The organism is Ureibacillus thermophilus (genome assembly GCF_004331915.1).
In the GTDB taxonomy this organism is placed as follows: Bacteria; Bacillota; Bacilli; order Bacillales_A; family Planococcaceae; genus Ureibacillus; species Ureibacillus thermophilus.
In genome coordinates this window covers 1,009,435-1,034,226 of sequence record NZ_CP036528.1, presented here as the reverse complement: position 1 = coordinate 1,034,226, position 24,792 = coordinate 1,009,435, and the positions used below count along the sequence as shown (strand labels likewise).

At 37.4% G+C, this 24,792-nt stretch carries 20 protein-coding genes and 5 pseudogenes; 14 read left to right on the top strand and 11 right to left on the bottom strand.

Translation table 11 applies throughout. From position 1 onward, the window contains the following. Positions 1 to 708: 708 nt before the first annotated feature. Positions 709 to 1,233 carry a hypothetical protein gene (locus tag DKZ56_RS05115; protein ID WP_208651681.1) on the bottom strand — a complete coding sequence of 175 codons (525 nt, stop codon included), beginning with the start codon at positions 1,231 to 1,233 and terminating at the stop codon, positions 709 to 711. 733 nt (positions 1,234 to 1,966) lie between these two features. Here DKZ56_RS05115 and DKZ56_RS05110 point away from each other — a divergent pair. Both DKZ56_RS05110 and DKZ56_RS05105 read left to right on the top strand, forming a co-directional pair. Continuing rightward, complete coding sequence (locus DKZ56_RS05110; protein ID WP_222837143.1) at positions 1,967 to 2,926, top strand: XamI family restriction endonuclease; 960 nt, start codon at positions 1,967 to 1,969, stop codon at positions 2,924 to 2,926. A 5-nt stretch (positions 2,927 to 2,931) separates the two neighbouring features. After that, positions 2,932 to 4,518 carry an Eco57I restriction-modification methylase domain-containing protein gene (locus DKZ56_RS05105; RefSeq protein ID WP_208651680.1) on the top strand — a complete coding sequence of 529 codons (1,587 nt, stop codon included), beginning with the start codon at positions 2,932 to 2,934 and terminating at the stop codon, positions 4,516 to 4,518. Positions 4,519 to 4,653: 135 nt separating this feature from the next. Here DKZ56_RS05105 and DKZ56_RS05100 read toward each other — a convergent pair whose 3' ends face one another. Beyond that, a complete protein-coding gene (locus tag DKZ56_RS05100; RefSeq protein WP_208651679.1) occupies positions 4,654 to 5,028 on the bottom strand; it encodes a hypothetical protein in 375 nt (124 codons plus the stop codon). A gap of 1,131 nt (positions 5,029 to 6,159) precedes the next feature. Here DKZ56_RS05100 and DKZ56_RS05095 point away from each other — a divergent pair. The 9 genes and pseudogenes from DKZ56_RS05095 to DKZ56_RS05060 all read left to right on the top strand — a co-directional run bounded on the left by DKZ56_RS05095 (position 6,160) and on the right by DKZ56_RS05060 (position 13,354). Beyond that, entirely contained in the window at positions 6,160 to 6,951 is a 792-nt protein-coding gene (locus DKZ56_RS05095) for a peptide arginase family protein (RefSeq protein WP_208651678.1), read from the top strand. A 120-nt stretch (positions 6,952 to 7,071) separates the two neighbouring features. Beyond that, positions 7,072 to 8,544, top strand: coding sequence for a DUF5677 domain-containing protein (locus DKZ56_RS05090; RefSeq protein WP_208651677.1), 1,473 nt, complete (start codon positions 7,072 to 7,074; stop codon positions 8,542 to 8,544). Then, complete coding sequence (locus tag DKZ56_RS05085; RefSeq protein WP_208651676.1) at positions 8,534 to 9,631, top strand: hypothetical protein; 1,098 nt, start codon at positions 8,534 to 8,536, stop codon at positions 9,629 to 9,631. The genes DKZ56_RS05090 and DKZ56_RS05085 overlap by 11 nt, the downstream gene beginning before the upstream one ends. A 31-nt stretch (positions 9,632 to 9,662) precedes the next feature. After that, positions 9,663 to 9,986: pseudogene (locus tag DKZ56_RS15955) on the top strand (recombinase family protein); the annotation flags it as partial. 15 nt (positions 9,987 to 10,001) lie between these two features. Continuing rightward, positions 10,002 to 11,036, top strand: a complete 1,035-nt coding sequence (locus DKZ56_RS05080; RefSeq protein ID WP_425471052.1) for a recombinase family protein — start codon at positions 10,002 to 10,004, stop codon at positions 11,034 to 11,036. Between the two features lie 169 nt (positions 11,037 to 11,205). Further along, positions 11,206 to 11,541, top strand: a complete 336-nt coding sequence (locus DKZ56_RS05075; protein WP_208651675.1) for an ArsR/SmtB family transcription factor — start codon at positions 11,206 to 11,208, stop codon at positions 11,539 to 11,541. Positions 11,542 to 11,554: 13 nt separating this feature from the next. Next, positions 11,555 to 11,856, top strand: a pseudogene (gene arsD, locus DKZ56_RS15950) (arsenite efflux transporter metallochaperone ArsD). Between the two features lie 27 nt (positions 11,857 to 11,883). Then, on the top strand, positions 11,884 to 12,963 hold the full coding sequence (gene arsB / locus DKZ56_RS05065) for an ACR3 family arsenite efflux transporter (RefSeq protein ID WP_208651674.1): 1,080 nt from the start codon (positions 11,884 to 11,886) through the stop codon (positions 12,961 to 12,963). Continuing rightward, positions 12,953 to 13,354 (top strand): arsenate reductase ArsC, encoded by a 402-nt coding sequence (locus DKZ56_RS05060; RefSeq protein ID WP_208651673.1) that lies wholly within the window; start codon positions 12,953 to 12,955, stop codon positions 13,352 to 13,354. The genes arsB and DKZ56_RS05060 overlap by 11 nt, the downstream gene beginning before the upstream one ends. Positions 13,355 to 13,793: 439 nt before the next feature. Here DKZ56_RS05060 and DKZ56_RS05055 read toward each other — a convergent pair. Continuing rightward, positions 13,794 to 14,357, bottom strand: a pseudogene (locus DKZ56_RS05055) (IS66 family transposase); the annotation flags it as partial. Positions 14,358 to 14,359: 2 nt separating this feature from the next. Between DKZ56_RS05055 and DKZ56_RS05050 the strand changes: the two are divergent. Continuing rightward, positions 14,360 to 15,301, top strand: coding sequence for a coiled-coil domain-containing protein (locus DKZ56_RS05050; RefSeq protein WP_208651672.1), 942 nt, complete (start codon positions 14,360 to 14,362; stop codon positions 15,299 to 15,301). A 130-nt stretch (positions 15,302 to 15,431) separates the two neighbouring features. Here the strand turns inward: DKZ56_RS05050 and DKZ56_RS05045 are convergent, their stop codons facing one another. The 7 genes and pseudogenes from DKZ56_RS05045 to DKZ56_RS05015 form a co-directional block, all read right to left on the bottom strand. After that, entirely contained in the window at positions 15,432 to 17,021 is a 1,590-nt protein-coding gene (locus DKZ56_RS05045; RefSeq protein ID WP_208651671.1) for an FMN-binding glutamate synthase family protein, read from the bottom strand. A gap of 348 nt (positions 17,022 to 17,369) precedes the next feature. After that, on the bottom strand, positions 17,370 to 18,035 hold the full coding sequence (locus DKZ56_RS05040) for a Dph6-related ATP pyrophosphatase (protein WP_208652170.1): 666 nt from the start codon (positions 18,033 to 18,035) through the stop codon (positions 17,370 to 17,372). Between the two features lie 79 nt (positions 18,036 to 18,114). Continuing rightward, positions 18,115 to 18,411, bottom strand: a complete 297-nt coding sequence (locus tag DKZ56_RS05035; protein WP_208651670.1) for a DNA-binding protein — start codon at positions 18,409 to 18,411, stop codon at positions 18,115 to 18,117. A gap of 578 nt (positions 18,412 to 18,989) precedes the next feature. After that, positions 18,990 to 19,199 (bottom strand): IS3 family transposase, encoded by a 210-nt coding sequence (locus tag DKZ56_RS15945; protein WP_425471051.1) that lies wholly within the window; start codon positions 19,197 to 19,199, stop codon positions 18,990 to 18,992. A gap of 745 nt (positions 19,200 to 19,944) precedes the next feature. Beyond that, positions 19,945 to 21,138: pseudogene (gene tnpC / locus DKZ56_RS05025) on the bottom strand (IS66 family transposase); the annotation flags it as partial. Between the two features lie 5 nt (positions 21,139 to 21,143). After that, positions 21,144 to 21,491 (bottom strand): annotated as a pseudogene (locus tag DKZ56_RS05020) (helix-turn-helix domain-containing protein); the annotation flags it as partial. Positions 21,492 to 21,620: 129 nt separating this feature from the next. After that, a complete protein-coding gene (locus DKZ56_RS05015) occupies positions 21,621 to 22,160 on the bottom strand; it encodes a DUF6431 domain-containing protein (protein WP_208651667.1) in 540 nt (179 codons plus the stop codon). A gap of 187 nt (positions 22,161 to 22,347) precedes the next feature. Here DKZ56_RS05015 and DKZ56_RS05010 point away from each other — a divergent pair, with 187 nt between their 5' ends. After that, positions 22,348 to 22,971: a hypothetical protein gene (locus DKZ56_RS05010; protein ID WP_208651666.1), complete on the top strand. Its 624-nt coding sequence runs from the start codon at positions 22,348 to 22,350 to the stop codon at positions 22,969 to 22,971. 505 nt (positions 22,972 to 23,476) lie between these two features. On the opposite strand, the gene DKZ56_RS05005 is transcribed toward DKZ56_RS05010, so the two are convergent. Beyond that, positions 23,477 to 23,881 carry a single-stranded DNA-binding protein gene (locus tag DKZ56_RS05005; RefSeq protein ID WP_208651665.1) on the bottom strand — a complete coding sequence of 135 codons (405 nt, stop codon included), beginning with the start codon at positions 23,879 to 23,881 and terminating at the stop codon, positions 23,477 to 23,479. A gap of 272 nt (positions 23,882 to 24,153) precedes the next feature. Here DKZ56_RS05005 and DKZ56_RS05000 point away from each other — a divergent pair, with 272 nt between their 5' ends. Continuing rightward, complete coding sequence (locus DKZ56_RS05000; protein WP_208651664.1) at positions 24,154 to 24,570, top strand: YwpF family protein; 417 nt, start codon at positions 24,154 to 24,156, stop codon at positions 24,568 to 24,570. The last annotated feature ends 222 nt before the right edge of the window (positions 24,571 to 24,792 follow it).

Genomic DNA, 24,792 nt, shown 5'->3' with positions numbered 1-24,792 from the left:
CCTTTTTTGTATGGTATTTTTGACATAATTTTCGGCTTATTAGAAGTTTATATCAAACAAGTGAAGATTGAGGATGATTAAACACCTTTAGTAAACTTCTTAAAGTTTCTAAATAATACTCTAGAATTTTTGAATGAACCCTTTATAAGGGTTTTTTTATAAAAAAATTCCGAGGGGGAGTAACATTTATCAAGTCTTCGGCTACTAACGTTTTGCGCCCCACCCCCTTCGGGTATAGAAGATGTACTGAGTGTTAAAGTAACCTCTAGCTATTTATTCATGAATCTTTTTTCATTAGGTTCAAATGCTTTTTTTGAGCTAAATATTCAAAAACAATCAAGTGGAACACAACACAAATTACAGATAGTATTAATGCCCAAAGTATATTAACACCGCTATTTAGAGGATTGATGGTTAAAATGAAAAAGATTTTTGCTTGTTTTTCTGAAATATTTGCAATGTGTTCTACAAAGAAATAACCAATTTTCGAATTGCTTCTTTATGTAGCACGGAATTGATTTACAAATCACACTTTTCTTAGTCGATTTTCATATGAGAAGAACGGTAGTTGCTCGTTTTGTCATATTTGCACTTTTTATGGTGAATTCTACTGGTTGGAGACAATCAATTGTAAAGTGAAATAAACTAAACACTACATTTCAACTTAATAGGATGTCCAAATATGCCACTAGAAGATTGTTTATATAATCATAGAGATTTAAAAATCAAGATAGAATCTTTTCCACATTTGGAATGAGATGCTTCCATTAGAATAACTTCCTGTAAATTTATTTTAAGAAGGTACACCCCATTAAATGTACAGAGTGTTTTTATTAGATATTTTTCAACATCTTGGTAATCTGGGCAAGCAGTCCAAACAAAAGTCCAATATTGTTGTGGGATATGTTCCAAGGCAAGCTCATAACTTTTATTCAGCACTTTGTTATTCCCACGTAAAATAATAGTATAATCCCTTAATCTGTCTCTAATATCTACAGATGATCCTACATAAGCTGGTGAAAAGGAAGGATCTAAATTACTAGTAGTAAAATTAAGTCCTAAAAAATAAATTCCAGCTGTTTTATTGGGTATCCTTCGACGCTCATCATCATTTAGTTTATAGCAAAGTGAGTATTCAAGTTTATTACCAATGTTTGGGAAATTGTATATATGCTTCTTTGAATATGCATCATAAATAGGTATAAGTCCTTTCAGGTTGTTTATAAATTTCATTTATAAAATTCACCTCTTTTAAAATGAATGGTGATTTATTTATTATTTTCAGAATTTAACCCATGTAAACTTATTTATAGAGGCTTTTACCTGCTTATCGGCTGTTGGGGGAGACCAGGGTGGAGAACGGATCTCAAATCTTGCACGGAAGTGTACCATGAGGTAGTAGGAAATGTGCCTTTAACAAATATCGAAGAATTCTCCAGCATTCTTTATTTATATAAATTCAGCTTGAAATTTCGACATTTTTAATCAACCTCTATCCTTGGTCTATACTGCTTCTAAACAGATAAATCAAAGGAGTGGATGAATGATGAAGAAAAAAGGATTACACGAACAATCATGGTTGGACCATCGAACGCCTTGAAGAACAGGAACGCAAAATGAAAAAGGTGAACATGTCAAAGTGAATTGCAGTGATTCGTTTCATTTTACAAGGCTATTTGGGAATACAAGTCATATACCTCTTGGAATACTCATTTCATACAATTTAATGAACATGTCGCATTATAGATAGCTGTTTCCCCCGAACAGTAAAAAACTTTTGTCCCCTGACGAACCAGACCGTCCTCATTATAAGCAGGTGCACCGAAAAGGATCCTGTACTAATACAGTTTTGAAAGGAGAGTACTTATATGAATCTATCTGGATTTTGTCTGAATGCAAAGTACCTTTATTGATAGTTTCTTGGTATAATAGATATATCAAATGAATAGAAAAAAGAGGGATAACCTTGATAAATGCTGATAAACCATTTCTTTGGAAAAAAGATGTGGCGCAATCTGTTGACCTATACAATAAATGGTTTATGGAATTTGCTCCAGAAGCATACAGAGTAACCAGAATTGAAACAACAAAACAGGTTGAACAAGGATTGAAAATTCTTGAAGACCTGACTAACATAAGTCCAGAAAAAATTAAACAACATCCTTCGATAGTATCTGTCCTTAGAATGTGTACATCACCGCCTATTGCAAGGGACAGATTAACTGGATTAGCGTATGCAAACGGTTCTATTGTCAAGACTTTGGAAGAAGGAAAGTTACCGAAAAGAATGAAAAAAGAGGAATTAGAACGTAATTTAACAGCAATTTGCGGTGTTATAATTAAATTACTAGATAAAGATATATTTACATGGCTTGCAGAGGGAAAAAAACCCAATAATGAAGAACGCTATCGTGCTTCAAGCATTGTAGCTGACCGTCTTTGTGGTTCGGTAGCTGACCCGATTATCAAAAATGCTCAAGAACAACGCCAACTTAAATTGATTGATGATTTTCTTCAGAAACGTGGTTACGTTAAGTTGATTCACCCGAGTGATAAACCTATTACAGAGATGAAAAAGGGAACGTATAGTTTTAGAATGAATATACCTGTCATATTAGAGAATGATAATGATAAAAAGGTTAATATTCCCATTGATGTAGTTATTCAGAGGAAAAACGCTAAAGACGTTGAATATCCAATTCTTATTGAGTGTAAATCAGCAGGCGACTTCACTAATACTAACAAAAGGAGAAAAGAAGAAGCCACAAAAATACGGCAGTTACAGGCTACATACGGTAAGGAGATTAAACTTATATTGTTTCTGTGTGGATATTTTGATTCAGGATATTTAGGATATGAAGCAGCTGAGGGATTGGATTGGGTTTGGGAACATCGAATTGAAGATATGGATAAATTGGGGTTGTAGTAATAATGAACATCTATGACATTGAAAAGGAAAGATTAAACGTACAACATAAGATTGATGAATCCAAGAGTATGGTCGAAAGAAACAAGCTAGGTCAATACGCCACTCCGCCAGGATTAGCTTCTGAAATTGTCGATTTTGTATTAACTATTCGAAAAAAAATGGGTAAGAAAGATGAAGTCATAAGATTTCTTGAACCTGCAATTGGTACAGGTTCCTTTTATTCAGCTTTGTTGCAAAAGATTGATAATGAGCAAGTTGAAATTGCACTCGGAATTGAAAAAGATGAAGAAATAGTAAATTATTCTCAAAACCTTTGGAGGGGATGGAACCTCGACATAAGAAATGGCGATTTTACACAGGAGGTTAATTCAAAGGACTTATTCAACTTACTTATTACAAATCCACCTTATGTAAGGCATCATCACTTGGATAAAGATTACAAAGAGCTATTAAAGAATGCGGTTAAGGAACAATTGGATCTAAACATAAGCGGATTGGCAGGCTTGTACTGTTACTTTATACTGCTCTCCCATAAATGGTTGGAAAATGATTCAATTGCTGCTTGGTTAATACCTTCCGAGTTTATGGATGTAAATTATGGAAGAGTGATAAGAAGTTATCTAACAGAAAAAGTTACAGTAACTCATATTCATAAATACGACCCAAAAGACTTACGATTTGATGATGCACTTGTGACATCGTCGGTGGTAGTGTACCAAAAGAAAACTCCTTGTGATTTAGATATGGTAACTTTCTCCTTTGGTGGAAGCCCTAAGAAACCACTCATTACTAAAACCGTAAGCATTGGTGAGTTGAAGAAGATTGATAAGTGGACAGTATTTTTAACACCGAACTCCACCGAGGAAAACAACAAAGAAGACCAGACTTATTCAATTCTATCGGAGTTCTTTGATATTAAACGAGGTATCGCAACTGGAAACAATGAGTTCTTCATCCTAAGTAAAGATGACGCCGTACAAAAGGGAATTCCATTCGAATGCTTACGTCCGATTCTCCCACCCCCTAGAATTCTTAAAAATGACATTATCGAAAGCGGAGAAAACGGATATCCATTACTTAACGAAAATTTAGTTGTGATTGATTGTGACCTTCCAGAAGAGATAATACAAGAAAGATATCCTGATTTTTGGGAGTACCTGCAAAAGGGAAAGGAATTAGGAGTTGCTAACGGTTATCTAACAAGTAAGCGTAAGATATGGTATAGCCAAGAGAAAAGGCAACCAGCCCCCTTCTTATGTACTTATATGGGAAGGGGAGAAGGCGATTCAAATCCATTTAGATTTATCTGGAATAAATCCCAGGCTATCGCTACTAACGTATTCTTATTATTGTATCCAAAAGGTTCCTTGAAGAAGGCGCTAAATAACGATCCATTATTGTACGAAGCTGTTTTTAATGCACTACAAAGTATTGGACATGAGCAATTTATTAAAGCGGGACGAGAATATGGGGGAGGACTAAAAAAAGTTGAACCTAAAGAATTAGGAAAGATATCTGCAAAGAAATTAGCTAGAATTATGGGTGTACAAGAGTCGGAACAACCTCAACAGCTTACTTTATTACTGTAAATATAGGGCTCCATGATTGGAGTCCTTCCCATAATATTCTGGTTTACTTTAGGCATTAGAATTGAGTTGTATATCCACCTAGCCCTATAGTTCCACCTGTTATTGTGAATACATGGGACGTCAACGTAAGCGGGATTATTCAAGAAGGAAATACCATCCTGAACTATCAGTTTGTACTTGCTTTTTCATTTTTTCTAAATCTTGCAAAACACTGGATTTTTTAATTGCTAAACACAATGGACTGATAATATATCCATGGTGCCTTATTAAGTATTCATATATCTTTTCATGGATTTTGCTAAATATATTTATGTAATCCTCTTGAAGATCCATGAAGTTTTCATCTTTTACTATATAGGCCCATATTTTCCTATGTTTGTTTACCATTCGAAACTCAGCTTTGATAGTTTTCTTTAATATCTTTTTATCTTTGTAGATTACCTTAAAGACTTTATCTTCCGGTATTTTTGTTTTGACAATTTCTATTACCTCTACTCCATTTACCTTCATAACTATTCATCCCTTTTATTTCCATTTATTTCTGCATCATTTTTGCAATTCCTTTTTTGTATGGTATTTTTGACATAATTTCCTGCTTATTAGATATAAAAAAATAAGTGGGAATTAGGAAAAATATTTACATTAAATTTAAATATTTTACAATATTAGTAGATTTGTCCAAATTAAAGAGCTATTTATAACTGGCGGAGAAAACATGCTTAAGAAAAAAGAAATTTTTATCAAATAAAAAGAATATTGAGGATGATTAAAGACATTTAGTAAACTCCTTAAAGTTTCTAAAAAATACTTTAGAATTTTTGAAATCACCCTATATAAGGGATTTTTTATAAAAAAATTCCGAGGGGGAGTAACATATATCAAGCCTTCGGCTACTAACGTTTTGCGCCCCACCCCCTTCAAGTATAGATGTACTAAGAGGTAACCTCTTCCTATTGAAGTATTAATAAACTCAAAAAATCATTAAATGAAAAGCTAATTTAAAGCGTAACGTGTATTATCTTAATTTTCTTTTCCTTATTGAACTCCCAGTGAAGAACTAATTAACTTCCATGATCTGTGGTGAGGCTCGCTTCGAGGATGGTTAACGTGTACGATGCTTTAATGAGGTATCGCTTCTTTTATTCAATTAAAGGGCCATTTAATTAAATATACAATATTCAACAAATTTCTATAAGAACCTTTATGAAATGACAATTTATTACTAGCATTATTGTAAGTACACTTAATAAATTGAGTGTTTAACTGAAAAACAAAACACTAAAGAAGATAGAAATTAACAAGCCTTTCATCTATTTAGCGAGTTACACAAAATATAAGATATGGGGAATTATGTGTGGGGTGATGGCGATTGAAACTGTCTGATCCATTTGTCAGATAAATAAATTTAGAAGTTAAAGAACATGGCGAAGAAGAAAAAAGATAGAATTGAATCATAGGGGACTCCTTGATTTGATGGGTGTTTCTTATTGATACTTACAAGCGTGTCAAGCGGTGTGATTAGGAATAAATAGTTTAAAAAGGAGTAAAAAAACCTTTGTTGAACGAGAGCAGATTATTTAAAGAAAGGTTTCTTTATATTTAGCTGAATAATATAGGTAAAGATTAAAGGAGAAGAGGAGTGTGAAAACAAAAGTGACTTGGAGAGAGGACGATAAATGGAAAGTTGTGTTTCCAGAGCAAAAAATTTTTCTAATGAAACACCATAATTGGGCATTTGTTGCATGGGATTTAGCTCGTGACAAGGGGTGGATTCAAAACAATGCAACGCTATTTCATGTTGACCAGCACCTCGATGCTGCAAACGATGGAGCAATGGTTCCAGGGCTGTTACAAGCTAAGGGATTAAAGGAACTGTCATCTCTAACGGAAAGTAAATTAGGGAATGAAACAATTGTAGGAATAGATAACTTCATATGGGCTGGTTTTGCAAGAGAAACAATCCAAACAATAGTTTATGTTTCTCCAGAAGATCAAGATGGGTTATTCGATCAAGAGTCTCACTCACTTTACCTGCAAAAACATCTCCCCAAAAAACGGATAGAGAAACTTTGGGGGATTCATTGGGATTCAATAGAGATGCTAGAGTTTGCTAAGGAGATGAATCTCATGAACTCATATACAGAAGGACATTCCTTAATCTTAGACCTGGATTTGGACTTCTTTGCGTTCCAAAGTAAAACTGAATCTGGACATACTTGCTACATTTTAAAGGATACAGAGGAAATACGAAGGGACTTGCGTTTCCTGAGAGAAATGTATTCATGGGATGTCATTACTGTTGCTCTCTCTCCTGAACATTGGTATATTGGCGGGCCAGATAATGCAGAATATGTCTTAAAACTATTCCTTGAAGAGTTCCAAGTTGACCTCTCACAAGGTAGGGATTGGTCCGTTTTAGAAGAAAATTTATAATATGTTGTTCAATTTCTCTTTTTTGTTGTTGGCAAAACTCTGCTCTCTCTTTCTTTAATGGAGTAAGTTCTGTTAAACAATTATTAATACAAAAATAGATTGAAACAGGAGGTAAATCTGTTGGAAACAAAAGGGCGAAGTAGATTGTCTGACCATAAATATATTAAAGGGAAAATTATTACTCCTATGAATTCAATACTTGGAGATAAATTAGCATTAAACTCTTGGACTAAAGAAAGATTACCAGAGTATCTATGGTTGGGATTAATACTACTCCATTACGGTAGAAAAGAAGGATTAGAAATTGGACAAAGAATCCTATATTTATTATCAAGATTAGATATAGATATTTATAAACCAAAAATATCTCAAATAACAAATGCTAAGGAACAAGAACAAAGGGAAATTTATGATATAATCAATCGTTTTGTCGAGCCAGCTGTTTTATCTCCTCTCACAATTTTATTTCGAGGTGATAAGTATGAACTGTTTAACAAATACTTTTACGTTAGAGAGCAAACTGTGGAGTATAGGTTATCAATAATCAGGGAGGCTGTTAAAGAGTTTAATAATCCACAATCTAATACAACTACTGATCTTCGATATCTTATTATTTGTTTACCATTATATATAGGGAAAATAAATTTGTTCGAAGGTCTTAATGGGGTGGAGGCTATCAAAAATTATAGCCTAATTGAACATGAAGATGAAAGAATGAGATTATACAGATCATCTATAAGATCTTTAGAGGGGTTAGACTTTGAAGAAAAGAACGACAGTTACATTTCCTATTTTTGGAGTGAGTTAGGAATGCTAACTGATTGTAAACCCATGTATATAGAGTTTCGTGAGCAAATTTCAGATGTAAATTTATTCATTGATGATACTAAAAAAGTATTAGAACAATTACTGTTAGAGAATAAAAAAAATTTATTAGAAGATGCAAAATTTAATGTACTACTAGGATCAACAGTATATATGACAAAAATATTTGAAGAACTAATTGATAAAAAATTGGAAAACTCTATTTTAGGGCGACATGCTTTTAGAACTATTTTAGAAGTTTACATTATGATGAAGTATTTGTTAATGAATGAAAATACAAATTCAAGTATTTTTTTAGATTATCAACTTTATGGAGTAGGAAAATATAAACATGTTTTGTTAAGAGCAAGAGAAAGTTCAATTGTTGATGAAAATAGCCATATTGAAATACCAATATTAAATGCACTTGTAAATGAACCTATGTTTGAGGAGTTTTTAGATATAGATGTTCGATACTTTGATACACAATCTATTAAAAAGAAGTTTGAAATAGTAGATGAAAAGGAATTATATGAAATTTATTATGAATATGATAACAACTATGTTCATGGCTTTTGGGGAGCAATACGAGAAAGTTCAATGATATTTTGTGACAACCCACTCCATAAATACCATTCGATACCTGATATAGAGAATTATCAAAAGTTACCGAGCGTTATTTATGATACAGAGAAAGTTTTTAGAAAGCACATAGAATTGTTAGCAAGTCAATATGATTTTCCAGATTGGTATAAACAAAAATATAAGGAGTTAAACTATGGAATTTAACAGTCCTGTATTAAACAAGATTCAGAAAGAATATAGTGATTTATTAATAAAGTATCAGCCATTTGTGTTGAAAGAAGATTTAGATTCAAATACTATTTTAAAAATAATAGATGAGGTCAAAATTTTTTGGCTTAAAAGATTAAGTTTGTTGGTTTTTGAAAATGATAGGCGTCCTAATTCAATTGAAAGTTTATTGTTATCGGGTGCTATATATTTAGATATAGATGATTTTGAACATTATTATTTCAAATTATTTGGAGATTACCATGTAGTTCCAGACCCTATATTGAAAATGGAACCTTTTTTTAGGATACCAGATGATAAGTTTGTAGATAAAAATACTATAAGAATTTTTAAAACCGCTTTTCATGATACGTTAAATCTGTTAAATAATATTGAAAACACAATCCATATTCTACCGATTAAATCAATGTTATTGAAATATGAAACTAAAAACGAAGATTTTATAAATAAGTTTTATTGGATTTTTATTTCAAGCATACTTAATACTAAAGTAAGTGGAAAACAGGAATTTTATGAGAAATTTAGAACGATATCAGACATCGAAAGTAAGATCGACGAATTTATTTTGAACAATCTAGTATACATTGACTCCACAGACTCTCAAATGACCTTAGAACAACGTTGTGAAAGATATAAAAAAGAATATCCCCAATTTCAAGATTTATCTAATATTGATGTATTTAACATAGCAACGTATTCATATGTTGCACAAACATTGGAAATCTTACTAACCTCTTTGGCATTAGGTTTTACTCCATATATTAGACATGATGTGACGTTTAGATATTTTTTATTATTAAAAGACACTTTTATTGATGATGTTCAGACTAAATTAATGATTGAGAAATCTATAATTTTTAATATTATGTATAATACAATTCCATTAGAAACACTATCTAAATTCAAATATGGAGAATACATTAAGCGGATAAAAGGTAAAAAACTTTTAGAAAATATACTAAATAATTTAAAAGAACTTAACATTAATATCATTCATGGAGGAGTAAAAACAGTTCAAGAGATAATCCTAGATGAAGTCAATAAAGTATTAGATATGTCATAAGTAAAATACTTCTGATTTAGAGTGGGAATTTGCAGGGATCTTTGCTGATGATGGTATCAGCGGCACAAATACAAAAAATCGCGACGAATTTAATCGAATGATTGATGAGTGCATGGCTGGGAAAATTGATATGGTTATTACCAAATCAATAAGCCGATTTGCTAGAAATACCTTGGACTGTCTACAATACATCAGAAAACTTAAAGATAAAAACGTTGCGGTATATTTTGAGAAAGAAAATATCAATACACTGGATGCCAAAGGTGAAATTATGCTTACCATTATGGCATCCTTAGCGCAACAAGAGAGCCAGTCATTAAGCCAGAATGTAAAACTTGGCTATCAATACCGATACCAACAGGGAGAGGTAATGGTCAATTGTTCTAGGTTTTTAGGATATACCAAAGATGAAAATAAGCGATTAGTAATTGTGCCGGAGGAAGCTGAAATAGTCAAAAGGATTTACCGAGAGTATCTTGAAGGCTCAAGTATGGATAAAATCAAAAAAGGACTTGAAGCTGATGGCATACTTACGGGAGCGGGGAAAAAAAGGTGGCATACCAGTACTATAAGGAAAATATTAAGCAATGAAAAATACATTGGTGATGCACTGCTCCAAAAAACTTATACGGTAGATTTTCTTACAAAAAAGAGGGTTGTGAATAACGGAATCGTACCTCAGTATTATGTAGAGAATAACCATGAAGCCATTATCCCGCGTGAAATTTTCATGCAGGTACAAGAAGAGTTAGTCCGTAGAAGTAGAGGACATATAAGTACTAGCGGAAAGAAAAGAAACTTTAGTTCAAATCATGTATTTTCACAAATTATCTTCTGTGGAGAGTGTGGCGAAATATACCGTAGAGTTCATTGGAATAACCGAGGTAAAAAATCGATTGTTTGGAGATGCGTCAGTAGACTTGAGAATACAGGGTTAACTTGTCATTCCCGAACCGTGCTGGAGGATATGATAGGCCTTGCTACGGTTGATGCAATTAATAAACTAATAGGGCAAAAGGATGGCTTTTTAACTATCTTAAAGGAAAATATAGAAACAGTGATAAGTGAAACGGACAATAATATTGTTTCCGAGATAGATAAAAAGCTAGAGGAATTACAAAAAGACCTTTTGAGGCTGGCCAATTCCAAAGAAGATTATAACGATATAGCCGATGAGATTTACAGGCTCAGAGAGGAAAGGCATAAGGCTTTAGCAGAAGAAGCTGGCAAAAAGGGCTCCAAGCAAAGGCTAGAAGATATGGAAAAATTCATTAATGAACAATCCATCCTCCTTGAGGAGTATGATGAGCAACTAGTAAGGAGACTTATAGAGAAAATAACGGTCTATGATGATAAACTAACTATTGAATTTAAATCTGGTATAGAAATTGATATAGAAAAATAAAACGAATTTGACCGCCGATTGAGGTGCAGTGGCATCTTAGTCGGCGCTTTTTGTCGTTAACTTATTATAAAACCATATTGATAACTATCGATATGCCTGATATTCTTGTTATAAGATATCGAGAATATTCGATGTCATTGATACATATGAATATATAGGAGGTAATTTTATGAAACATTCATATGCAGATTATGTTCCTGCAATTAAGGCTATGTCAGATGAAACACGGTTAAAGATTATAGATATGCTATCGTGTGGAGAAATGTGCGCATGCGATATATTAGAAGAATTCAGTATTTCTCAATCCACTCTTAGTTATCATATGAAGATATTATCTGAAAGCGGTCTTGTAAATGCAGTACGTGATGGGGCTTGGATGAGATATACATTAAACAGAGAAAAAACGGATGAGGTTATAGCTTTCTTTACATGCATAACAAACGATAAAGAAGATTGTATTTGTAAAAAGAGCAAAAATAAAAAATCTGATAATCAGTGTTGTTAAGGAGGATTTAGTAATGAAAAATATTGAGATTTTTGACCCAGCAATGTGTTGCTCGACAGGAGTTTGTGGACCATCTAATGACCCAGAGCTGTTAAGAGTAACAACTGTTATTAATTCGCTTAAAGAAAAAGGATTATTATAAAAAGGCATGGTTTGTCAAGTGAACCTCAGGATTTTTTCTCCAATAAAGTTATAAGTGAAATTCTACAAAAGGAAGGAGCAGATATTCTTCCTGTAACACTTTTAGATGGTGAAATTGTAAAAACCAAAAGCTATCCAACAAATCCCACAAAACTTAATTACATTTTTCGATAGCTTAGAAAGAAAGGAGGATTGATTTACATGAGTAAGGAACGTAATAGTGGAATTGGATTTTTTGAAAAGTACTTAACTGTATGGGTTATTTTATGTATGTTTGCAGGTGTATTGATTGGAAAGTTTTTACCCGGAATCCCAGCGTTTTTAGGGCGTTTTGAATATGCAAATGTTTCAATACCTATGGCTATTTTAATCTGGCTTATGATATATCCAATGATGTTAAAAGTAGATTTTCAAAGCATAAGAAATGTAGGTAAAAATCCTAAGGGGCTTTTTGTTACATGGATAACCAACTGGTTGATAAAGCCATTTACTATGTTCGGCATTGCATGGCTGTTTTTCTTTGTAATTTTCAAATCTCTAATTCCGGCAGAATTGGCACAAGACTATCTTGCGGGAGCAATACTTCTTGGAGCTGCACCGTGTACAGCGATGGTATTTGTATGGAGTTATTTGACCAAAGGCAACGCGGCTTATACCGTCGTGCAAGTGGCAACAAATGATCTTATAATTCTCATAGCTTTCACGCCTATAGTTGCGTTTCTTCTAGGTGTGGGCGGTGTAACCATACCCTGGGACACTCTTGTTTTATCTGTAGTATTGTTTGTTGTTATCCCGCTGGCTGGTGGTATAATTACCCGTAATTACATCACAAAAAAGCGAGGACTCGATTACTTTGAAAAGAGTTTTATACCGAAGTTTGGGAATATCACTACCATAGGTCTATTGCTAACATTAATAATAATCTTTTCATTCCAGGGCGATGTAATTCTGAATAATCCACTTCATATTGTTTTAATTGCTATACCATTAATTATTCAGACTTTCCTAATCTTTTTCATTGCATATCTAGCAAGCAAGGTTATAAAACTACCTCATGAGATAGCAGCGCCTGCTGGTATGATTGGTGCCTCTAACTTTTTTGAACTGGCAGTTGCCGTTGCGATTGCATTGTTTGGAACACAAAGCCCAGTTGCACTTGCTACCATTGTAGGGGTTCTAACAGAAGTGCCTGTTATGTTGATATTAGTAAAGATAGCGAATAATACAAGGCACTGGTTTCCAGAAAAAGCTAGAAAGGAGGTAATGTTTAATGAGCAATAAACTAAAGGTCGCATTTATATGTGTTCATAATTCATGTCGAAGCCAAATAGCCGAGGCACTTGGTAAGCACTTTGCAGGAGATGTATTTGAAAGCTACTCTGCTGGCACAGAAACAAAACCTCAAATTAACCAAGATGCTGTGCGCCTAATGAAAGAGCTTTATGATATAGATATGGAGAAAACTCAATATTCAAAGTTGCTTGATGAAATACCTCCAGTAGATATTGTTATTACAATGGGGTGTAATGTGGAATGCCCTTACCTTCCATGTAAACACAGGGAAGATTGGGGGTTGGATGATCCTACAGGTAAGAGTGATGAGGAATTTAAAAAAGTAATATCAACAATAGAATCAAAAATAAAAGAGTTAAAAGCAAAACTAAAGTCATAATAATTATAACGCCAATTACAAATCTAGTAGTTGGCGTTATAATTATATATGTCGATATGTTCCCGCCTACCGATAGTGTTTATGGCAAACTAAAAATGTAACGTTTGGCAATTAATTTATGCAGGTCCTATAAAACAAAAAACCACTTGCCAACATTCCCCAAATACACTACCCTCCCCCGTTAACCAAGAATTCTATCCCTATTATACAAAAAAAGCCTGTAGATTTGGCCACTAGTTAGGGACTTTGTCTACAAGCTGAAACATCATTTTCTCTTTGGAGAAAATGATGTTTTTTTGATATGTTATTAAAATTGATTTCCGTTCCGGGGACGCTTTCCGCTGTAAGCCCGAAATATGTGAGATAAATAAAAAAATGCGCACCCTTCTGGTACGCACGATGAATAGCCCTTCAATCCCAAGTTTTTTCGGATTGAGGGCTATTTTGCCATTGCACATGATTCACGAATTGTTTTCGACCATGGCAAATAGCGATCTAATATTTCTGGCTGTTGATGGATTGGTAAACTTGGGAGTTCCGACAATACTTTCACTAAGTATTGATAAAAATCAATTCCATTAGCTTTTGCCGTTTCAGCCAAGCTTAAACAGATGGCATTTGCATCGGCTCCCGATTCACTCACGGAAAACAGCCAGTTTTTTCGTCCGATGACATTCGGCCGAATCGCATTTTCAGCTGGGTTGTTGTCCATTTCAATGCGTCCATCATACAGAAAAGCTTTTAAGCCTTCGGCGTGCTTCAATGTATACTCCGCAGCTTTTGCAAGGGCATTCTTCCCATAGAAAGGAGATTCTTCAATCCATTTGAAAAATGCCTCGACAATTGGTTTGGACTCCTTTTGTCTAGCTTTTCTCCGTTCACTCGGTCGAAGTTTCTTAAATTTCCGTTCTAGGCGGTAAAGTCGATCACAATAATCTACACCAATCCGCCCATTTTTACTATCAGCTTTTAACCAATAGCGACGAACATGAGCCCAGCAGTTGGGTGGTATCCGCACGAATTGAGGTAGCATCCGCACGAATTGAAGTGGCATCCGCACGAATTGAAGTGGCATCCGCACGAATTGAGGTGGTATCCGCACGAATTGAAGTGGCATCCGCACGAATTGGGGTGGTATCCGCACGAATTGAAGTAGCATCCGCACGAATTGAAGTAGCATCCGCACGAATTGAAGTAGCATCCGCACGAATTGAAGTAGTATCCGCACGAATTGGGGGGGTATCCGCACGAATTGAGGTAGTATCCGCACGAATTGAAGTAGCATCCGCACGAATTGAGGTGGTATCCGCACGAATTGAGGTGGTATCCGCACGAATTGGGGTGGTATCCGCACGAATTGGGGTGGTATCCGCACGAATTGAAGTAGCTTCCGCACGAATTGAGGGGGCATCCGCACGAAATGAAGTAGCTTCCGCACGAATTGAGGTGGTATCCGCACGAATTGAAGTAGCTTCCGCACGAATTGGAGTGGTATCCGCACGAAATGAAGTAGCTTCCGCACGAATTGGGGTGGTATCCGCACGAAATGAAGTAGCTTCCGCACGAATTGAGGTAGTATCCGCACGAATTGAGGTGGTATCCGCACGAATTGAGGTAGTATCCGCACGAATTGAGGTAGTATCCGCACGAATTGAGGTGGTATCCGCACGAATTGGGGTGGCATCCGCACGAATTGAAGTAGTATCCGCACGAATTGGGGTGGCATCCGCACGAATTGGGGGGGTATCCGCTCGAATTGAGGTAGTATCCGCACGAATTGGGGTGGTATCCGCACGAATTGAAGTAGCTTCCGCACGACTTGAGGGGGCATCCGCACGAATTGGGGGATATCCGCACGAATTAGGGTGGTATCCGCACGAATTGAAGTGGCATCCGAACGAATTGGGGGGTATCCGCACAAATTGGAGTGGTATCCGCACGAATTGAAGTAGCTTCCGCACGAATTGATGCTGTATCCGAACCAATTGTTAAGATTCCTTCCACATCCATTAAACTTCATCTACTTAATACATACAAAAAGATAGATGCCCCTTTATTGCATCTATCCCTTTATAACTCAACTTTTCAATAATGATTCATACATCTCTTCTAATGGAAAGGCTCTTCCTTTCTCATCTTTATAAACTACATGTTCTGGTTTAAAGTGAACTGGGGAATCAATGCCGCATGCAGCAGCAATGCGAAACAATCCTTCCCTCAATGTAATAACATAGTTGGCCGTGCGGTATTTCTTTTCATCAATAACCAGTGCTCTTTGCAAATCCGGATCCGTTGTTGCAACACCAACAGGGCAAGCATTGGAATGGCATTTTAATGCTTGAATGCAACCTACCGTAATCATAAATCCGCGGGCAATATTAACAAGATCCGCTCCCATGGCTAGAGCAATGGCAATTCGGTCTGCGGAAAACAATTTGCCTGATGCAATAATTTTCACTTGGTCCCGCACGCCATGTTTCACTAGCGAAGTATGCAATAACGGCAAGGCAGACTTAATTGGCAATCCAACGCTATCAGCTAATTCTTGATAAGTCGCACCTGTACCGCCTTCCCCACCATCAACCGTAATAAAATCTGGACCTTTCCCAGTTTCTTTCATGGCCTTTGCCAATTCTTCCGCTTCATGAGGACTTCCAATTACGACCTTCATTCCAACCGGCTTCCCCGTTTTCTCCCGGATTTGTTCCATAAAATTGAATAAAGAATGAAAATCATCAAACTCTTTGAACCGGTTCGGGCTGTCAATGGATGTAAACGGCTCCACCATGCGGATTCTTGCAATTTCCTCCGTCACTTTTTCAGCATCGATGTGGCCACCGCGCGTTTTCGCCCCTTGCGCCAATTTCAGTTCAAAGGCTTTGATCTGCGGAATTTGGCTTTTTTCCATCAATGCATCCCAGTTGAAATTCCCTTCTTTATCCCGTACGCCAAATAAACCGGGACCAATTTGCATAATGATATCCACATTGCCTTTCAGATGATATTCAGAAAGCCCGCCTTCTCCGGTGTTCATCCATGTCCCTTTTGCTATTCCCAACCCCTCGGATAACGCAGTAATTGCATTTTTGCCCAAGGCACCGTAACTCATACCGGACATGCCGATTTGCCCTTTGACGATGAATGGATGCCTTGTGTTTTCCCCAATGACGATTGCATCTTCATCTTGCAAGAGAAAGGCCTTGGATTCGTGGTCCTCGAACTTTTCTTTTCGCTGTCCAAACAACGGCTCATTCAAAAGGATGTATCTTTTCGTCTTCACCGTTGTTTCTTCATCCATTTTCAATTCTTCCGTCAGTTTCGGAAACATGGAATTGCGGATATAAAAACCGGGTTTCTCGAAATCCCGCAATGATCCAAATCCAATCACATCCCGTTTATATTTGGCAGACTTCACAATGGTTTGATATTCAAATCGGGAAAAGGGCTTCCCTTCTGTATCATGATCGAATAAATATTGGCGCAATTCGGGGCCGATTGTTTCAAATAAGTACCGCGCCCTGCCGATAACCGGATAATTGCGCAACACCGGATGTTGCTTTTGGCTGCGGTCAATAAAATACAAATATAATCCACTGACGATAAAAACTATGAAGATGAAGCATATGATTACCGAACCGACAATAATCAACACATCTGCGAGATTCAATAGCGCTACCTCCAATAAAAACCGTTATTCATCCACATATCTTAGATTTCTCAAGTATAGGTAAAATATTCAATTGATTATTTGGGCAAAATGCTTCCTTTCTATTGAAATTCCCTTATTCCGATGCCCATAAACACCAGAGAATGTCCATTTTTCGCCATAAACGAGCAAATCGGATCTTATTAAATTTAGTAACTTGCATATTTTTTCATGCTCGTTTCCGCAGGTGGGAATGGTTTTATGTTGTGAATAAATGGCAATAATTCGATGCACCGAAATGTAGCGCCCTTTGGATAACCGAAAAGTTCAGGGACATTGCTAACTGCATTAAACATGCGATATTTATTACTATTTCAATTTCAACGGCAAAAAGACATATGCATCTTTGCGAATGATGTCCAACTTTTCCACTTGAATCGGCGCCGAAAAAATCGGACCATCCAACACCGTTGTATGAAATTCCCCTGCTTCCCCGCATGGATCGATGGACCGTTCCACAAGCTCCTCTATGTAATCACGGGTCAATATTCTTCCCAAGTCATCCATGCGCATACCCATTGATAAATTCACTGTTGTCACCATGGCCACAAAACCAGAATCAACAAATCCCTCGACAATTTCTCGACGCTCTCTGTGCCAAAGGGGCATACATAAATTAAGCCCCACCTTATTCGCGACGTTTTCGTGCCAGGAACCGTGGTCAGGTACGTCCACATCGCCGGTTACGAGCACTTCCGCCCCTTTTTCCTTTGCCTCCTCCAATAGCTGGATGAACTTTTCTTCATAGGTTGTCCAGCTGGCGGCGCGTGTAAAGATGGGACAGCCTATGGCACGGGCTTGCGCTTCCAAAAATTCAGGTGACAATCGGTGGGAGTAGGAGAAGTGATCCGTTTCATCCAGCATCCCGATCAGTCCAACCGGTTCTCCCGCTTGCATGGCTTTATATAAAGCAAGCGTACTGTCCTTTCCCCCGCTGAAGGATGCGATAAATTTTTTATTCTTTACTTTCGTCATCCAATCATTCACTGCACATACAGCCTTTCTTTCTATTTTAAATTTTTCATCATGCCGGGCTTGGTTGAATCATTCAAAATTATTTTTGTTGTTCCATCCCTAGATTCATTAACCATTCACGCAATTGGGCCTTTGGATAATACACTTTGCCATTAATCAAAATATGCGGAATGTCAGGATGTTCCTGGATCAATGATTTTGCATCTTCTTTGGAAATCCCCATAAAATAATGCACGTCCCGTTCATTGATCAGTTCGTAATCGTCATCATCCAATGAATCCAGAACATCGGGTCTTTTGAAATTCTTTAAACCTTCCCCAATAAAATATCCAGCTGCCGCAATTCCCAATGCTAAAATGAAATCATTCCAGTCCAACCCTTTTCCTCCTTTGATAACGATGCTAATAACCATATTTTACCACATTCTCCAATGTAAATTCAATGTGTATTTGTATCCAAAGAGGAAAGCGGATTTGATGAAAATATTGTGTGGGATTTTCTTCAAATATTAGCTTGTATTCGCATAAAAGAGGGAATCATTTTCTTCTGCTCAAAAAAAAGGATCTATACGCACCAATTGGGATTCCATCTGCACGAAAAGGGTCTCTATATGCACGAATTTGGATTCTATCCGCACCAAAGGGGTTATCAAACGCACAAGTTGGTTGACTTATTACCTGTCAAGTGGACAATAAAAAAAGCGTCCATTTTTATTTGAGTAATCTTGCCTTCATTCGATTGATGAATTACATTCTTTCTCTTTTTCCTATTCAGTATTATTTTTTAGTGCGAAAAAGGCACATTTTTTTGATACAACCACCATGGATGGATGATTCTATATCGTAAGTAATGAGTCAAAGTGAAAAGAGCCTTTGACAGATTACTCAGGATATAGAGTGAAAACTCCATGGTTGGTTGCTTCAAAAATGGAAGGGAAAAAACGCTCTGTTCATCCTAGGCTATTTTTAATTTGCGATATTTTATCGGACTCATTTTTAGTTTTAATTGGGGCCGAATTTCGTTATAATACAAGATATATTCTGATACAGCTTGAATCATTTCTGTTTTCGTTTCTGGTACTGAAAAAGCGGGTAATTCAGCTTTCAATTTGCAAAAGAAACTCTCGATGCAAGCATTGTCCCAGCAGTTGCCTATGCGAGGCATTGATTGTTGTGTTTTGCAATGAAAGAGTACACAGTTGTGCAATTGCAAATGCATAGTGTTGCAACTTGACATGGAGCCTCTGCATGCATGATTAAAAAGCCTCGAAGCCAGCAATATCAAGGGCTGGCTTTTGCCTGAACGAGGCTATCATGCTCGCCACTCCATGTAAAGTCCCAACGCCAAGTGTATGGCAATACTCTGCACTTTTATTTTGCATTACACAACAGTTCGCTGACGAACATTGATATTAAAAATATAAGGATTTACATTCCACATAGTTAATAGAAAACTCTGTATAATCGGATGCTGAAAATATACGTACGACCACAAATGATGTAGATATTTTTACACTTAGTAAAATCATGAATCACTTCTATTAAACTCCTTGATGACCATTTGAATGATGTGAGGTTTTACACCGGGGTAAAAGGAGATTTTAAAATTTGTTGCTTGAATAACGCATACAGGTTAGAGAGGACCACGACTCGTTGAGGGTGGAGTTGAATCAGAATCGGATTCCAAATTGACAGGGACGATATTTAATTTTTCAACTGCCAAACAAAAATACCTCCTCTGTAATCGATAACTCTATCTTACAGGGAGGTACGATCGATTGATATGCGTCATTTGAATTCGGGCTTACGTCGCAAGTAAGCCCGAAATATGTGAGATAAATAAAAAAATGCGCACCCTCTGGTACGCACGACGAATAGCCCTTCAATCCAATATTTTTTCGGATTAAGGGCTATTTTGCCATTGCACATGATTCACAAATTGTTTTCGACCATGGCAAATAGCGATCTAATATTTCTGGCTGTTGATGGATTGGTAAACTTGGGAGTTCCGACAATACTTTCACTAAGTATTGATAAAAATCAATTCCATTCGCTTTTGCCGTTTCAGCCAAGCTTAAACAGATGGCGTTTGCATCGGCTCCCGATTCACTCACGGAAAACAGCCAGTTTTTTCGTCCAATGACATTCGGCCGAATCGCATTTTCAGCTGGGTTGTTGTCCATTTCAATGCGTCCATCATACAGAAAAGCTTTTAAACCTTCGGCGTGCTTCAATGTATATTCCGCAGCTTTGGCAAGGGCATTCTTCCCATAGAAAGGAGATTCATCAATCCATTTGAAAAATGCCTCAACGATAGGTTTGGACTCTTTTTGTCTAGCTTTTCTCCGTTCGCTCGGCCGAAGTTTCTTAAATTTCCGTTCTAGGCGGTAAAGTCAATCACAATAATCGACACCAATCTGTCCATTTTTACTTTCGGCTTTTAACCAGTATCGACGAACATGAGCCCAGCAGTTGGCAAAATGAATATTTGGCACATCATGGTATGCAGAATATCCATCGCAGATAATCGTCCCTTTAAAGCCTTTCATAAAGTCAGTCAAAATTTCCCGACTTCGGGATAAAGCACTATGGAACAGAACAATTGCTGGACCTTGAGATCCTACGCTACGGAATACCCAGTTGTAAGCCTTAGACTGGGCTGGCTTCCCATCAGAGCGATTCAAAACTTGGGCATAGGTTTCATCGACATGGAGGATGGATTTTTTCATGAGCTTTTCTTTCATCCGATTATATAATGGAAGAAGCCAATCTTCTGCTGTGCGAATCACCCAGTTGGAAAGATTCTTGTCATTTGTCAAGAGCCCATAACGATGCCATTCCTTTATTTGCCGATATAAGGGTAAATAAAGGACAAACTTGTCATAAATAAGTTTTGCTAAGACCGTTGGTCCTGCAATGCTTCGCTGAATGGCAGGTTGTGGTGCTTTCCCGCGTTTGATTTGTGAGTTTTTGTTCAAATCTTTTTTACAGGACCTGCACTCATAGGCGTGTTCAATATGCTGAACACGCTTCATGGTAGCTGGTATGAATTTTGCTTCTTCCCGCACAATAGTGCTACCAATCTCTGTCATAAGTGATTGACAACGTTGATTTCCCCTTGGTGTACCAGTTGTTGGTAAAAAACCGTCACTGGCACTTGGGGAAATTTTTTTCTCATCGCTAGAATATAATCCTCATCTTCTGGAGACAGCTTTCGGGAATGTCCACGATCCGAGCGCTTCTTCGGTTTTAATCCCTCAAATCCCATTTTCCGATAACGCAAGTACCAGTCTTGAATCGTTTTCGCAGCGATCCGTTTCTCTCCGTAATACGGCATTTCATGAATGCGATTAGCCATCTCAGTGAGGTAGCTCTTCGGATCTACTTGTTCATTCAAAAGTGGGGCAATCAATCCGAATCGGAATAAGGCAATTTGTTCTCTCATGTGTTCGTCCATCGTTTCCATCCTCCTTTTTCATTTCGAAGGACAGCCGGCTATCCATTTCACCTTTGATGATAAATTCTTCTTTTCCACCTGTCGAGGCAAAAGGTATGTGGGACGACCTCAACACCTAGATGCGCTTCCTTATCGTCCAAAACAATGTGCCATAAAGTAGGTCGACAAATACCCCCACGACTCTTTGACAAACCGTTCCTCTCCCCATTGTTGGATTTTCCCGATCGATCGACAAGCTTGTTGTTGGGTATCTCGCTCCCAACCGAAAGATTTCTTCACCGAAGCAAAATACATATAAATCCATGAAATTGTTTGGATAAATCGTCGGAGATAGAAAGAAATGAGTTGTCTTTTTGATGGATTTGTGCCGGTTTGATGAAGCACATCATGGAGCCATTGAACGATGGTACGAGTCGTATGTTGAAAGTATGGGAGAAGAAAGTGAGGGAGGATGGACACCGTTTGGAAACAAATCGAACAACGAAAACGGCAGATCAAGAGACGATATTCCTTTTCTGCGGTGATGGCATTCCGTTCATAAAAACCATGGCGATGAAGGGAATGCTTCGCATGACAATGTGGGCACTCCTCCACCATAGGAAAGTCATTGTTTTTTCCTAATTCATGATAGGTTTCGAGATCGACTCCAAAATCATGAATCAAGATCACAGATCTTCCATCCCCCTATGAAATAATTCACAAAAAATTTAGCACATTCTTTCAGAAAAGGGGAGAGGGCTTTCTGAAGGAATGTGCAAAAAAATGGCTCTTTTGTTCCGAAATAAAGTGATAATTTACAGTAAACGCACGAAATGGAGCAGTATCAGCTCCAAATGAGGAGGCTAACGCACGAATCATGGCAGTATCCGCACGAATGGAGGAGGTAAACGCACGAAATATGGAAGTAAACGCACGAAATGGAGCAGTATCCGCACCAAATGAGGAAGTAAACGCACGAATCGGGGCAGTATCCGCACCAAATGAGGAAGCAAACGCACGAAACCATGCAGTATCCGCACGAATGGAGGAGGCAAACGCACGAAACAATGCAGTATCCGCACGAAATGAGGAAGTAAACGCACGAAACGAGGCAGTATCCGCACGAAATGAGGAAGTAAACGCACGAAACCAAGCAGTATCTGCACCAAATGAGGAGGCTAACGCACGAAACCATGCAGTATCCGCACGAAATAAGGAGGTAAACGCACGAAACCGAGCAGTATCCTCACTAAATAAGAAGGCAAACGCACGAAACCATGCAGTATCCGCACGAAATGAAGAAGTAAACGCACGAAACCATGCAGTATCCGCACGAAATGAGGAAGTAAACGCACGAATCGTGGCAGTATCCGCACGAATGGAGGAGGCAAACGCACGAAACCGGGCAGTATCCGCACCAAATGGAGTAGCAAACGCCCGAAACGAGGCAGTATCCGCACCAAATGAAGTTGCATACGCACTAAATAAATTAATATACTAACTAATTGAGGTTATATACGTACAAAATGAAGCATTATCCCCAACAGAAGAAGCAGCCGAGTTATTCGTCTATCCCTCTCATATCCATTCATTCACTCCACAAAAAAAGGCTGTCGAGAAAGCCTTGCTCTCTAGACAGCCTAGAACTAACTATAGGAGGAAGTTAGGATAGGTGTATTCTGATTTCCTCGTTTATTCGTTTGTAGCCTCACTTCATTTTCAACCAAGTTATTCATATGTAGGTTCACGATATTCAATTGTATTCCAATTAATAATTCTGTATCCTTTTTCTGAACTGCTGGGCGGTCACAAACCAGCAGTTTTCTTCTCACCCCCTGTTTCAATTTTTTAGCCATTCTCCCCATTCATTTCATTTAAATGCTCCAACAAATTTTCTTCATTTACCTTCCGTACACATTTTCCAACCACTAATGTTTACCCGAAATCCTTTGCTTCTTCTAACCTCCATATTTTCCCTAAACCATTCCCAAATTCATCAGCCATTCTTAAATGGAAGACCCTTGTGCAATGGGTAGTCCTTCTTCTGTTTCAGGAAGGACGAAATCCTTTTCTATTTCCACCTGCTTACTTGGTGGCTTGAGTGAATAAAATCGGACATCATCGGTGACGACTTCCGTTGTAAATACTCTCACATTTTCTTTTGCCATATAGGAGCGGGATTGCAATCGACCGTTGATTCCGATAAGTGATCCTTTGCCGCAATATTGGACGATGCGTTCTGCCAGTTTCCCCCATGCTGTGCATGTAACGAAATCCGTATCCACATCCCCCTGACTATTGCGGTAATTGCGATTAACAGCTACGATAAAGCTCGTAGCAACTCGATTATCTCCAAACGCCCGAAGAACCGGATCTTTTGTTAATCGCCCGACTAGTCCGACATGATTCATTCATTCACCTCCTTTTCTACATCTTATCTATTTTGATTGTTGCTATCAAAATTGGAAATTCGTGATATTCCCTTATTTTTCATTTGATTTTTATATTTTCAAACAGAATAAATGTTCCCAAAATCATGCAAAACTACGTTGATAACAGCTTTGGAACGCCTTTTTCAAAAACGCTCAAAACAAAAATTTTGCAATTTTTAATTTTTTTATACATGAAGTAGAAATTCCTCATGTTATACTGAAAACATAGTTCCGTTTTAGGAGGGAGATGCATGAAAACCTTCAAAATGATTTCCTTTCAAATTGAACAAGATGGTGTAGATGTTCCTCTGATTGACGGTATTACGATTAATCAAGAAAATAAGGAAAAAACTTGGATATTAGAATTGCTAGTGGAGCAGCAATACAAGCAGCATTTTAAAAATTTTTTGGATACCCAGGAGTTTTTTGATGTGCGAGTGACCATTACTTCAATGGATAATGAACCTGCCCCATTTACAGTCAAAGTGCTAACCATTGAAGAAATCGGCAATCGGCTTTCAATCTTATTAAAGGGGCATATTCGAGCGGTGCGTTTAAAATATGCTGAACAGTTGCTGCAATCCTTGCTTGAGAAAAATTTGACGAAAGAGGAATTATTGCACGAATTTCGAAAAGGTATGAAGGAGCGGCCGTCCTTGAGAGGATAAATTTATTTAGTCCAAGAATTGCATAGGGCGACCGATGCGCCGAGCATAAATTTTTCGACCCGGCATTGCATAGGGCGACCGATGCGCCGAGCATAAATTTTTCGACCCAGCATTGCTTAGGGCGAATGCGCCGAAGATAAATTTTTCGACCCAGCATTGCTTAGGGCGACCGATGCGCCGAGGATAAATTTTTCGACCTAGCATTGCAGGGGGCGACCGATG